Origin of the sequence: Streptomyces sp. CA-251387 (genome assembly GCF_050936625.1) — a bacterium.
GTDB lineage: Bacteria > Actinomycetota > Actinomycetes > Streptomycetales > Streptomycetaceae > Streptomyces.
This window is the reverse complement of the sequence record NZ_JBNJMJ010000001.1, coordinates 3294882-3307488: the sequence shown is the minus strand read 5'-3', so window position 1 is coordinate 3307488 and position 12607 is coordinate 3294882. Positions and strand designations below refer to the sequence as shown.

Here is a 12607-nt window from a genome sequence, read left to right as displayed (position 1 = left end):
CGGCACTCGCCTCGTGCCGCTGGCCGCAGCACAGTGGACGTATGAGCACGCAGGATCTTGACAGGGACGCCGAGGAACTCGCCGGCCTCGCCACGTCGGCGCGGGCCGCACTGGTGCGCGAGATCGACGCGAGCGGGGCCTGGGCCGACGACCCCGTCTGGCGTGGCGTCTTCGCGGCGGTTCCGCGGCATCTGTTCGTGCCGTACTACTACGTCGGCGTCGCCGGCGGCTACGAGCGGCGCTGGGGCCAGAGCCCCGACCCGGCCGCGCGGGAGCGCTGGGTGCGCGGCGCCTACGCCGACACCCCGCTGGCCACCCGGCTGCGCGACGGCGAGCTGCTCTCCTCCAGCAGCCAGCCGTCCCTGATGGCGATGATGCTGGCCGCGCTGGAGGTGGAGGACGGCGACAGAGTCCTGGAGATCGGCGCGGGCACGGGCTACAACGCCGCCCTGCTCGCCCACCGGCTCGGCGACGACGACCTCGTCACCACCGTCGACCTGGAGCCGGAGATCACCGAGTCCGCCCGGCAGCACCTGGCCGCCGCCGGGTACCACCCCGTCGTCGTCACCGGCGACGGCGCACGCGGCATGCCCGAACGCGCCCCCTTCGACCGGATCATCGCGACCTGCACCCTGCCGTCGATCCCGCGCGCCTGGCTCGCCCAGTGCCGCCCGGGCGCCCGCATCCTGACCCCGCTCGCCACCGGCCTGGTCGCCCTCGCCGTACGGGACGCCGAGCACGCCGAAGGGCGCTTCCTGCACACGCCCGCCTACTTCGTGCCGCTGCGGGGCGGGAGCCGCTCCGAGCCGGGGGCCGCGCATCTGGGCGGGCTGCCCCGACGGGCGCGCGACCACGAGCTGTTCCGCTTCCTGCTGGCGCTGACCCGCGGCAGCCTCGATCCGCAGGAGGCGTACGCGCTGTGGGAGCGCGAGGGACAGCCGCAGCGGGAGCGGTACGGGATCACGGTGAGCGGCGAGCACGAGTGGGCGTGGCTGGACGACCCGGAGGGGCCGTACGCGTGGGCGCTGCCCGGTTGAAACGCCGGGAGGTTGAAACACGGGTGGTGAAACACGGGGAGGGGGCGGTCGTACGGCGAGAAAGTGCCGTACGACCGCCCCCTCCCGGTGTCGAGAAGACCTAGCCGCGTCGGATCGTGATCGTCGTCCACGCCCCGACGTGCACCCGGTCGCCGTCCTGCAGCGGTACCGGCACGAACGGCTGGATCGGGTCCTCGGAGCCGTTCACCGTCGTGCCGTTCGTCGAGTTCTGGTCGACGACCGCCCAGCTGCCGTCGGGCTGCTGGACCAGGACCGCGTGCTGGTGCGAGACGCCCGGGTCCTCCGGCGGCACCGACAGGTCGATGTCGGGGGTGTCGCCGGTGGAGTGGCGGCGGCGGCCGATGGTGATCTGGTTGCCGGTGAGCGTGCGCTGCTGCTCGGGCGAGTACGCGGGCAGGTTGAGGCCCGCGGCCTCGGGGCCGGAGCGCTGCATCATCGCCATGAAGTACTCGCGGTCCGGACCGATGGTCGCCGTCCAGGTCGCCGGCTGCTGCGGGTAGCCCGGACCGGGGGGCGGCGGGGCCTGCGTCGAGCCGGGCTGCGGGTAGCCGTACCCGCCCTGAGCGGGGCCGGGGCCACCGGGAGCGCCAGGGCCCCCCGGTCCGCCGGGACCCGACGACGGAGGTGAGATCACCCAGTCGTCACCGCCGCCGAAGGACGGGCCGCCCTGCTGCGGAGGACGGTGGGTCTCCTGCGGGAACCCGGGCGGGGCCGGCGGGCCACCTGGGCTGGCCTGCCCGGGCTGCTGGAAGCCTTGCGGAGCACCGCCGGTCGCGCCCGGACCGCCGGGCGGCGTGGGACCGGGCGGCGGCGGAACCGGCCGCGAGGGGTCGCCGCCGAAGCCGGAGGGGCCGTTGCCTCCCGGACCGCCGAAGCCACCGGGACCACCGGGGCCGCCAGGACCACCCGGTCCGCCGGGGTTGGTGCCGCCCGGCCCGCCGGGACCCTGACCAGGGCCGGGGCCACCGGGGCCGCCGGGCGGCGGGAAGCCGTAGCCGCCGCCGGGGCCACCGGGACCAGGACCACCGGGACCGCCAGGACCACCGGGGCCGCCATGGCCACCAGGCCCACCCGGACCACCAGGGCCTCCCGGCCCCTGCGGTTCCGCGCCGAACGGCGGGATCGGTTCCGCCGGGCGGTTCACCTGGGACGGGCGCGAGCCCTGGTACTCGTACGAGTCACCGCCGCCGAACGACGGCGGGGGCCCCGACTGCTGCTGGAAGTGGGAGGGCAGGCCCGGACCGCCGGGCGCCGGGGGGCGCGGGGCGGCGGGGGTGTACGACGTCGCCGTGTTGGTCAGGAAGTTCCACCGGCACTCCTCGCAGAACGGCGCACCGCCCTCACGCGGCGTACGGCACTGCGGGCACAGCTCGGGCTCCGGTGCGGCGGACGGGTGCGGACGGCCGCCCTGCTGACCGGCGTTCGGGCCACCGAACGGACCGCCGGGGCTGCCAGGGCCGCCGGGCCCACCGGGTGGCGGGAAGCCGTAGCCGCCGCCGGGCGGGGGCGGCGGCGGAGGGGGTGGAGGTACGGCACCGGCCATGCGGTGACCGCAGACCTCGCACCAGTCGTCGGAACCCGACTGGTGTCCGTTCGGGCAGGTCGGCATGTCGGCGCGTCCCTCCTTCGTTCCTTCTAGGTCACTTCTTCACGCGAACAGTCTTTGTCGACCGCGTCTCGAGAGTCATCTCGTCGGCCTCCGCGACCTTCGCCTTCAGTCGCACAGTACCTGCCGCGGCATCGACCACGTCCACCACCTTCGCAAGGAGTTTCGCCGTATCCGCGTTTCCGGAGGCGCTGGCGAGCTGAACGGCCCGGCCCAGTTTGGCCGTTGCGCCATCGATATCGCCCGCTTTGCGCAGATCGAGCCCCTGCTGGATGGCTTGTGCAAGTTCGGCCTGGCCGGTGTAGTGGGCCACCTGCGGGTTGATCGACGTCGAGGCGGCCATGTCGTCGGTCCATACGGCCCGTACGAGGCCCTGCGCGCCCAAGTTGCGCGCCGTGCCGTCGGGTTGCGGGACGACCAGGGAGACCCGGGCGGCGAGCATCTCCTGGCCGAGGCCGGCGGCCGGGACTTCGACGCAAACGTGGTAGTCACGGGACTCGTCGCCCCAGGAACCGGTGGGGTAGTCCCCGGCGCGCGGGCCCGCCTCCGTGCGGCGGTCGGTCAACTCCTCGACCGTCGGAGCGACTTGTTTGACGAATTTGATGGTCGTGCCCACCGGCGTCCACACCCGCAGGGCGACGTCCGCGACCTCCTTGCCCATCGCCGTCTCCATCATCTGCGTGAAGTCGGCGGCGAGAGCGGCCGGATCGGCGACGATGTCGGCGCTGCCGAGCAGGGCGGAGGCGATGCCTGTGACTTCTTTCACTTCCCAGTCGGTGCCCACGCCACGGGCGTCACAGGTGAAGCGTCCGGCGCAGGCGTCGAGCGCGGCCCTCAGGTCCTCGGGCGACTCGTGCTCGTTGCGGCCGTCGGTGAGCAGGATGCCGTGCCGGATGGCGACGTCGGCCGAGGACAGCAGGCGGTCGGCGAGGCGCAGCCAGGTGCCGATGGCCGTGCCGCCGCCCGCGCTGAGCCTGCGCAGGGCCTGCTTGGCCTGCTCGCGGCTGGTGGCGTCGGCGACCGCGAGCCGGCCGCCTCCCGGATACACCTCCTTGGCCACGTGTGTGCCGCCGATCAACGCGAAGTGCACGCCGTCGCGCAGGGTGTCGATCGCGGCGGCCGTGGCGTCGCGGGCGTTGCGCATCTTGGTCGGCGGGTAGTCCATCGAGCCCGAGCAGTCGACCATGATCGCCACGGCCGCCGACGGGCCCTGCCCCGGCGCGTACACGTGCGGCGCCGCGACCGCGCTTCCGATCGTGCCGCCGCCGGTCGCGGTCACCGTGACGATCGCGTTGACCTCGCGACCGCCCTCCGGCAGGTACTCGTTCTGGTACACGTCCACCGAGAACTGCGGCACATTCGACTTCGAGAAATTGGCCATGCGTTCTCAAATCCCCCTAAAGAGCCCCATGGCGGGGCCATGGTTGTCGACGGACCGGTCCCCTCCGGTCCGATGAGACCTCTCCCCGCTGTACGGCCTCAGGCCGATCCTGCCCCCATCGGCGGCACCGGGAACGGCACGACGGCCACTGTTACGTTGTCGTGGCCCCCGCCGTCGAGCGCGTGACCGACCAGCACCTGGGCGCTGTGCAGGGGGCGTGCGACGGCGTCGAGGGGCACGACCTCGGCCATGTCCTCGGCCGCTTCCGCGTAGTTCCACAGCCCGTCCGTGCACACGATCACCACACCCGGACGGTCCGGCTTGAAGGAAGCGGTGTGCGGCTCCAGTTCGTAGGCGTCCGCGCCGAGCCAGCCCGTGATGGCGTGGGCGCGCTCGTCGGCGTACGCCTCGGCCTCGTTCATCAGGCCCGCGGCGACCATCTGCGCGGCCCAGGAGTCGTCCTCGGTGAGCCTGGCCGGCGGTGTGCTGCGGTCCAGCGGCACCCAGTAGGCGCGGCTGTCGCCGACCCAGCCGATGATCAGCAGCTCGGGCGTCACCACGGAGCCGACGATCGTGCAGGCGGGGGCGTTCTGGTGCGGGGCCTGCTCGCGGGCCGTGGCCGGTTCGTCGGCGAGCGCGTTGACCGCGTTCGAGGCGGCGACGATCGCGTCGTGCATGGCCTGCTGCGGGTGCGTGCCGCGCGGGAGGGCGGTCAGCAGCGACTCGCTCGCGGCCCGGGAGGCGGCCATCGAGGCGTCGTCGGGGCGGGTCGCCGAGGACACGCCGTCGCAGACGATCGCCAGGACCGCGGGCCGGCCGTCGGGCAGCGCGGTGCAGCCGATGGCGAACGCGTCCTCGTTGCGGTGGTGGCGCAGGCCGCGGTCGCTGACGGCGGCGACCGGGCCGGCGTCCTGCTCCATGTGGTCGCGTTCGCGCGGCTGGGCGTGCCCGCAGTTCTCGCAGTACCCGTCATGGTCGACACGGCCCGCACGGCAGGCTACGCACACCTTGGTGCCCTCGCGTTGGTTCGGCAGGTCGGCGACGCGCGGGTCGGGCGCCTGCAGCGGGTACTCCTCGGGCTCGGCCGGGCGGTCGAACCGGACGCCGGAGGCCGGGGAGACGGGGGAGCCGGTCGGGGCGGGCGGCGGTGACTGCGGGGGCGGCGGTGTGCCCGGGGGCAGTTCGTGGCCGCCGGAGCCGGTGCCCCGGAGGTCCGCCGGCAGATGGGTGGCCGCCGGGGTGGCGGTGCCGGCCGGCGTGGGGGCGACGGGCCAGTCCAGGCCGGGCGTGCCCGCGGGGGGCGGCGCCGAGCCGTTCATGGCGATGGTCGGGTTGTCGTCCGGCCGTACGGGCACGGCGGACAGGTCGTATCCGCACGCACCGCAGAAACGGTCACCCGACTCGAGCGGCCATTCGCAGCTCGGGCAGGCGGACAACTGGGGCATCTGCGACATCAACTACACCCACGTCCGGGGGCGGTAACGATTGGCACGTTCCACCAGGTCGATCCTCTCCTCGCCGCCCCGTGCGAGCCGGGCCAGCGTGCGGTACGAACGCTCCAGGCCGAAACGCAGTCCCCGCTCGTCCAGGCCGCTGCCGAGCAGCGTCCGTCCTCCGGAGGCGGGCGGGGCGGAACCCTGGCTCCCGGAGAGTATCCAGTCCAGCGCGCAACCGAGGACTTCCGCCGACAACTGCTCCCGGCGCGCCGGATCCAGACCGTACGCGTCCAGCGCCTCGACCTGCCCCGCGGCGGCGGTCAGGTCCTCCAGGAACGGTACGTCGGCGGCGACGGCCGTGCGTCCACGCAGCCGGGCGCGGACGGCCGCGACGCGTGCGGCCGTGTAGTGAATCGAGCTCTCCGGAACCGACTCCAGCGTCCGTACGGCGCTGCGGCGGTCGCCGGCCGCCAGCTGGACGCGGGCGAGACCGAAGGCGGCGCTCACATAGCTCGGGTCCGTCGACCACACGAGGCGGTAGTACTCGGCGGCGTTGTCCAGCTGGCCCAGCACCTCCGCGCACAGGCCGAGGGCCAGCTTGGGGGCGGGCTCGCCGGGGAAGGCGTCGTAGATCGCGTCGAAGGCGAGCGCGGCGCCCTCATGGTCGCCGGTGACGAGCGCGGCGACACCGCGGTACCAGACGACCCGCCAGTCGTCGGGCCGCTCGTCCTCCAGCTCCAGCAGGGCTTGGTGCGCACTGGCGGTGTCGCCGTTCTCCAGCCAGGCCCGCACCTGCCGCAGCCGCGTCTCGGTGGACGGCGCCGACGCGGCGGCGAGGGCACCGAGCAGTTCGGCCGGCGCGGTGGTCATCAGGCCCGCGAGGAAACCGGCGTTGGGGTCGGAGGGGTCGACCAGGGGGACGGGGAGCGCGAGGGCGGCGGCGGGGGTGCTGACGGGCTTGACGATGGTGGGGCTGCCGTTGCCCGAGGGAGGAAGCTGGGGCTGCTGTGGTTTCCCCTTCTGCACCGCGCGTGCCCCCAGCCGCGACACTTCCCCGTCCAGCTTCGGGAACAGTTCCGTGTCCGTGACCCGCACCTCGGGTCCGAACAGCGTCGACAGCGCCGGCCTCGCCCGCCCCGTCTGCAGTGAGACGACCTCGCGCAGGACGCCCGTCAGCTGCTCCGTCATCTCCTGTGCGGAGGCGAAGCGGCGGGCCGGGTCGGGGTCGGTGGCGCGGACCAGGAGGCGGTAGAAGGACTCGTACTGGCGGAAGACCTCGATGTGGTCCGGGTCGGGTAGGGAGTCGACGTAGACGTTCGTGTAGCCCTGGAAGTCGAACGTGAGGACGGCGAGGGTGCGCGCGACCGTGTAGAGGTCGGACGCCACCGACGGGCCGACCTCCGCGACCTCCGGCGCCTGGTAGCCGACCGTGCCGTAGATGGCCGACTCGTCGTCGTCCATCCTGCGCACCGCGCCCATGTCGATCAGCTTGAGCTGGTCCTCGGTCTGGATGGCGTTGTCGACCTTGAAGTCGCAGTACAGCAGGTTGCGGCTGTGCAGGTGGCCGAGGGCCTCCAGCGCCTCGATGCCGTACGCGCACGCCTGCTCGACGGGGAGCGGGTCACGCTTGCCGCCGGGCGTGCGGCGGCCGTTGGCGATCTCCTTCAGCGACTTGCCGCCCACGTACTCCATCACGATGTAGCCGTCGAGCGAGCCCGTGCGCTGGTCGAGGTGTTCGACGAAGTTGTAGATCCGCACGATGTTGGCGTGTTCGATCTCCGCGAGGAAGCGCCGCTCGGAGATCGCCGCCGCCATCGCGTCCTGGTCGCCGGTGTCGAGCAGGCCCTTGAGCACCACCCAGCGGTCGGAGACCGCGCGGTCCACGGCCAGGTAGATCCAGCCGAGGCCGCCGTGCGCGAGACAGCCCACGACCTCGTACTGGCCGTGCACGATGTCGCCGGCCTTCAGCTTCGGCACGAAGGAGTACGGGTGCCCGCACTTGGTGCAGAAGCCCTCCGTACGGCCCGGCCGGTCACCGCGGGCCCGGCCGACGGGCGCCCCGCAGTCCGAGCGCGAGCAGAACCGCTTGCGCTCCGGCACCTCCGGGTTCTCCAGCACCATCGCGCGCGGATCGGGGCGCGGCACGTCCGGGACCTGGACCAGTCCGGCGCCCAGGCGGCCGCGGCCGCTGGAGCCGGCGGTGGAGCCGGAGCTGCGTACCGACACCGAGCGGCCCGTGGAACGGCCCGACAGGGAGCGGGAGAGCCGTCCCGACACCGACCGCCGGGACTTCGACGACTGCGACGACGTACGGGAACTGCCGCGGCTGGTGGAGCGGGAGCTGCCGCTGCCCGCCGAACCGCGCGAGCCCTTGCCGCCGCCCGTCACCCCGGTGGGCGGTGAACCGACGGTGCCGGTCGCCGAGACGACCGGGGCGAGGCCGCAGGTGTCGCAGTACAGCTCACCGCCGCCCACGTCCTCGTACGTCCCGCCGCAGTCCGGCCGCTGGCAGCTCTGCTGTGCCTGACTCATGACGACGACTCCCCCCTGTTCCCCCTGCCCCTCATGATCCCTGCCCCCGGCGGTCCTCGGTCCCCCGCTGACCCGGCACGCGCGGGCCGCCGAGCAGTTCGGCGGCCGCCTGCTGGTAGCGCAGGACGGCCTGTTCGGCGACGCGCAGGTCGCAGGGCGCGCTCCACAGCATGCGGCGGGCCGCGTCGTAGCGCTCGATGAGCAGCGGGTCCTCCGCGAGGCCGTGCCGGGCGACCTTCGCCTTGTACGCGTCGAGGCGGCCGCGCAGCTCGGCGCGGACCGCCAGGGGCGCGGTGACCGCGGTCAACGACTCGCGGGCGCGCAGCAGTTCGTCCTCCGCCTTCTGCTCCAGGGACTCCAGGAGCGGGGACAGACGGTGCCACTGCGCCTGTCTGCGGTACTCGGCGGCCGTCGCCAGCTGCTCCTGCAGCGCGGTCGGCGGGCCGCTGACGACCGGCACCTCCGTGGCGGCGATCTTCGCCAGCACCTCGCCGCGCGCGGTGCGGGCCTCGGCGAGCGTGCGGTCCGCGCGCGAGAGCACGTCGCGCAGCTTGACCAGGCGCTGCTCGGCATCCTGACGGACCGTCAGTACCGCGTCGATCTCACGGCGTACGTCCTCCAGGGCGCGCGCCTCGCGGTCGTAGACCGTGGTGTCGGGCTTGCCCCCGCCGGGCGCCGAACTCCCCGGCGTCGGGATCCAGTAGGCGAGCGGGTCGGACACCACCTCCGCGCGCAGCTTGGTCAGCGTGCGCGTAATGCGCTCCAGGTCGTCGCCCGCCGGGTGCTCGCCGGGGCGTACGCCGACGGAGTGCGCGAGCCGGCGGGTGCGCTGGAGTTCCGCGGCGAGTAAATCGATACGGGCGGGCAGCGCCGACCAGACCGCGTCGGCGGCGACGACCATGTCCAGGCTTGTCGCGTACAGCTCGTTCATCCGGTCCACCAGCGTGGCCAGGGTGAACTGTTCGCTGAGCTTGCCCGGACCTCCGTGCAGGGTCGGGGCGTTGGCCGTGGCCGTGGCGCTTCCGGCCACCGTCACGGATTCGCCGCGCAGCAGCTCCGTCAGCTCCACCAGGTCGTCGCGGCTGGACCAGCGGCGGCGGGCACGGATCTCGCGGGCGGCCCGCAACGCGTCCGTGTACGCGTCGAAGTACGCCCACAGCAGCGTGATCGACGCCTCCGTGGTCGTCCAGCGTTCCTTGGTGATGCCCGTGAGCTCGGCGCCCTCGAGAAGTCTGCGGCCCGCGTGGTCCTGCAGGGCGAGGAGCGAGGTCTCGATCGCCTCGTGCTCCGCGCCGAGCCGCGCCAGCGCACGGTCCACCTCGTCCCGGTCCATCACCGGCCCGGCGGGGTCCGTGACGCCCATCGATCACCTCTCGCTGCTGTCGTGTTCCGTCGGTTCTGTTTCGTCGGTTCCGTCAAACGTCCGTCAGTTGATGGTCGGTCACTTGTACTGCGCCTCGGGAGGAGTCGCCGACGCCGACTTCTTGTCGCCCTGGTCCATGGTCGGGTGGAGCCACTTCTCGTACGACGCCTCCCAGCCGCCGTCCTTGATGTAGTTCTCCAGAGTCCGGTTGACCTGGCGTACCAGATCGTCGGAGCCCAGCTTCATCGCCACGCCGTAGTACTCGTCGGTGAACAGGCCGCCCTTCAGCTGCACCGTGGGGTCCTGCGCGGCCTGACTCGCGGCGAGCGCGCCGTCGGTGACGACCGCGTCGACCTCGCCGAGCTGCAACTTCACCAGGCAGTCGAGCTGGTTGGGGACGGTGGTCCTGATGTCGGCGGAGGCGGGCAGGTCGCGGTTCTTCTTGCCCGCTTCGAGATTGTCGTACGCCGTGGAACCAGTCGCCGAACAGATCCGCTTGCCGGCCAGGGTGTCGTTGTAGCCCGTGATCGTCGAGGTCTTGGGCGCCAGGACCTGCTGGCCGGTCACGAAGTAGGGCGCGGAGAAGGCGACTTGCCCGATGCGGTCGCAGTTGATCGTCATGGTGCGGACCACCATGTCGACCTCGCCCTTCTGGATCGCCTCGATACGGCGGCTGGTCGGGATGGCCTTGAACTGCACCGCGTCGCGGTCGCCGAGGATGTCCTGGGCGATCCGGTGGACCAGGTCGATGTCGAACCCCTCCAGCTCACCGGCCGGGTTGTTCGGGTCGAGGTAGCCCCAGCGGTAGCTGTTGGTGTCGACGCCGACGATCAGGCGCCGGTCCTTGCGGGCCTTGATGGCGTCGAGGATCGGGGTCTCGCCGTTGCCGCCGGACGGCGACAGGCTCTGGTCCTGCGGGTCCTCGCAGTCCTCGGCCTTCACCTGGCTGCCGTGGGCGACGCGCTCGGCTCCGCCGGCCGTACCGTCGTTGTCGCCGTGCGACTGCGACAGGGGCAGCAGGAGAACGAAGGCCACCGCCAGGGCGCAGACGAGCGCCATGGCGCCCACACCGCCCCAGCCCCGCAGGCCTGCCCGCAGCCGCCGCCACGGGCCGGGTGCGCCCCGGAGGCGAAGCGAGTCGGCGCGTGCGCTCGTCGTCGTGCCGTGTGCGTCTGGCGTCGTGCCGTGTGCGTCTGGCGTTGTGCCGTGTGCGTCTGGCGTTGTGGCATGTGTGCCTGGCGTAGTGCCACGTACGTTCGGCGTCGTGCCCTGTGCGTTCGGCGTTGTGTCGCGTGCGTTCATCGTCCTGCCTCCTCTCACCGGTATTCCGACAGCCTGCGGCCGATGCCGAGGACCGCGCCGGTCGCGCCCAGGACCGCGAGGACCGCGGCGCCGGTCGGGAGGCCGGTCAGCGAGTCACGGCCGTAGCTCGCGGCCTGCTTGAACTCGGTCTGCTCGTGCTTGAGGGCCGTCGCCAGGGCCTTGTCGACATTGTCGAAGCACACGCTCGTCGGGTCCTTGGCGGCGCCGATGACGCGGTCGCGGGCGGCCTGGTAGTTGCCCTTCTCATTGTCGACGCGGGCGAGGCCGTGGCGGTCCTTCCAGACCTTCATGAAGCCGTTCGCGTCCTGGACCGGTTTCTTCCCCGCCCTGTCGTCGGCGAGGGCGTCGGCCCGGGCGAGCGCCTTGCGGAGCTGGTCGATCTGCTGGTCGTAGCCCCACTCGTACGCGTCCACGACCTTGCCGTCGTCGAGCGTCTTGGAGTCCGCGCCGCGGCGCACCAAGGTGAGGTTCTCGTCGCTGCGGGCCGTGAGGGAGGCGATGCGGGCCTCGTGCAGCACGTTCAGGGAGCGGACGCCGTGGTCGTAGGAGTCGTTCAGGCCCGCGCGTGCCACGGTGTGGCTCACGGCCAGCCAGAGCAGGACCACGGTGGAGGCGGCGGTGGCGGTGACGAGGCCGTGGTTGAGGACCCTGTTGGTGCGCCGGTAGTTGCGGTGCTGGGCCCAGGCGAGGGCGGCCAGGGCGAGGATGCCGAGGCCTGCCGCCGCCCAGGGGAAGGACTTCGCGTCCGCGTAGTCGTCGCGGAGGCGCTGGTTTTCCGTCTGGTAGAGCTGCTCGGCGGCCGGCAGCATCTTCTGCTGCATCATCTCGTTCGCGGTGCGCAGGTAGGCGCCGCCCACGGGGTAGCCCTGGCGGTTGTTGGCCCTCGCCGTTTCGACCAGGCCCTTGTACTCCGGCAGGAGTCTGCTGAGTTCGGCGATCGTGTTCGCCGAGGGGGAGCCCGGTTCGGAGTTGGCCGCGGCCGTGACGAGTTTGGCGGCGGCCGTGCGGATGTCCCTTTCGTAGCCCTCGCGCATGGCGGGCTTTTCCTGCAGACCCGCGAGGTAGCCGCTGGCTGCCGCGGTGTTGGCGTCCGCCAGAGAGCGGTAGATGTCGGCCGCGTCGGAGCTGAGGGGCTGGCTGCGGTTGAGGACGTCGTCGGCTGCCGTGAACCGGTCGGTCATCTGCCAGGCGGCTACGGTGCCGAAGGCGATGACGAGGGCGGCGAGGAGGGCGCCGATGATGCGGAGGCGGCCGGGTTCGGTGGTGGCGGCTGCGCGGAGCTGGTCGAAGCCCTCGGCGAAGGCGGTGCGGCGTGCCTCCGGCGGTTGAGCAGGGGGGACGGGATGGTTGGTGGCGCTGTGCTGTTCGGGCGGGCCCGGCTGTGGGGGTACGGACGGCATCGTGGGCATGCCGGCGCCCGGTGGTGCTGGGCTGCTCTTCGGCGTCTGTGTCACTGTTGACCTCCCCCATGGCCATCCGTCGACGCAAGTATCGCTGCCGGGACTGACATCCGCACCGGCCTTCACTGGATCTTGATCGGATCGCAGCGCGGACCCCGAACCTCCGGCACACCTCAACACGCCCCGCACGTCCCCCTGCCCATGAATACGCCGGGGGAATCGGTTCGGTTCCAGGACGGGGGATGGGGTTGTTGGGGGGGGGGGCGGTGGTGGGGGCGCGCGTGGATGCGGCGTGCCTCCGGCGGTTGGGCGGTGCCTGCGGCGGCCTGTGCCGCTGAGTGGGGGTTCGCGTAGCGCCTGCGGTCGGTGGGTGGGTCGGGGCCGTGCCGGGGGGGTCCGTCCTCGGACCGGCGGCTGGGCTTAGGCCAGGAGGGGCTGCGTGTTGTCGCCGGCCACTGCGGGCGGACACCCCCCGACACGTCCCCTTGCCGCCGTACGCGACTGCGGG

Annotated in this window: 8 protein-coding genes; 1 reads left to right on the top strand and 7 read right to left on the bottom strand. The window is 72.7% G+C overall.

Going from position 1 to position 12607, the window contains the following annotated elements; genetic code table 11:
* Positions 1–41 precede the first annotated feature (41 nt).
* Positions 42–1037 (top strand): methyltransferase domain-containing protein, encoded by a 996-nt coding sequence (locus tag ACQEV2_RS14725; protein WP_433040250.1) that lies wholly within the window; start codon positions 42–44, stop codon positions 1035–1037.
* A gap of 100 nt (positions 1038–1137) precedes the next feature.
* Here the strand turns inward: ACQEV2_RS14725 and ACQEV2_RS14720 are convergent, their stop codons facing one another.
* The 7 genes from ACQEV2_RS14720 to ACQEV2_RS14690 all read right to left on the bottom strand — a co-directional run bounded on the left by ACQEV2_RS14720 (position 1138) and on the right by ACQEV2_RS14690 (position 12153).
* Positions 1138–2667 carry an FHA domain-containing protein gene (locus ACQEV2_RS14720; protein WP_433040247.1) on the bottom strand — a complete coding sequence of 510 codons (1530 nt, stop codon included), beginning with the start codon at positions 2665–2667 and terminating at the stop codon, positions 1138–1140.
* 31 nt (positions 2668–2698) lie between these two features.
* The gene (locus ACQEV2_RS14715) at positions 2699–4045 is read right to left on the bottom strand and encodes a vWA domain-containing protein (protein ID WP_433040244.1); all 1347 of its coding nucleotides are present in this window, start codon (positions 4043–4045) and stop codon (positions 2699–2701) included.
* Between the two features lie 98 nt (positions 4046–4143).
* Positions 4144–5502 (bottom strand): PP2C family serine/threonine-protein phosphatase, encoded by a 1359-nt coding sequence (locus ACQEV2_RS14710; RefSeq protein ID WP_433040241.1) that lies wholly within the window; start codon positions 5500–5502, stop codon positions 4144–4146.
* On the bottom strand, positions 5503–8013 hold the full coding sequence (locus ACQEV2_RS14705; protein WP_433040238.1) for a tetratricopeptide repeat protein: 2511 nt from the start codon (positions 8011–8013) through the stop codon (positions 5503–5505).
* A 31-nt stretch (positions 8014–8044) separates the two neighbouring features.
* Positions 8045–9376 carry a hypothetical protein gene (locus ACQEV2_RS14700; protein WP_433040235.1) on the bottom strand — a complete coding sequence of 444 codons (1332 nt, stop codon included), beginning with the start codon at positions 9374–9376 and terminating at the stop codon, positions 8045–8047.
* A gap of 78 nt (positions 9377–9454) precedes the next feature.
* Positions 9455–10435: a glutamate ABC transporter substrate-binding protein gene (locus ACQEV2_RS14695; RefSeq protein ID WP_433040232.1), complete on the bottom strand. Its 981-nt coding sequence runs from the start codon at positions 10433–10435 to the stop codon at positions 9455–9457.
* 257 nt (positions 10436–10692) lie between these two features.
* Positions 10693–12153 (bottom strand): hypothetical protein, encoded by a 1461-nt coding sequence (locus tag ACQEV2_RS14690; RefSeq protein WP_433040229.1) that lies wholly within the window; start codon positions 12151–12153, stop codon positions 10693–10695.
* Positions 12154–12607: the final 454 nt, after the last annotated feature.

Coding starts and splice junctions, on each gene's coding strand:
- ACQEV2_RS14725 (WP_433040250.1), top strand. CDS start 42: ATGAGCACGCAGGATCTTGACAGGGACGCCGAGGAACTCGCCGGCCTC.
- ACQEV2_RS14720 (WP_433040247.1), bottom strand. CDS start 2,667: ATGCCGACCTGCCCGAACGGACACCAGTCGGGTTCCGACGACTGGTGC.
- ACQEV2_RS14715 (WP_433040244.1), bottom strand. CDS start 4,045: ATGGCCAATTTCTCGAAGTCGAATGTGCCGCAGTTCTCGGTGGACGTG.
- ACQEV2_RS14705 (WP_433040238.1), bottom strand. CDS start 8,013: ATGAGTCAGGCACAGCAGAGCTGCCAGCGGCCGGACTGCGGCGGGACG.
- ACQEV2_RS14700 (WP_433040235.1), bottom strand. CDS start 9,376: ATGGGCGTCACGGACCCCGCCGGGCCGGTGATGGACCGGGACGAGGTG.
- ACQEV2_RS14695 (WP_433040232.1), bottom strand. CDS start 10,435: ATGGCGCTCGTCTGCGCCCTGGCGGTGGCCTTCGTTCTCCTGCTGCCC.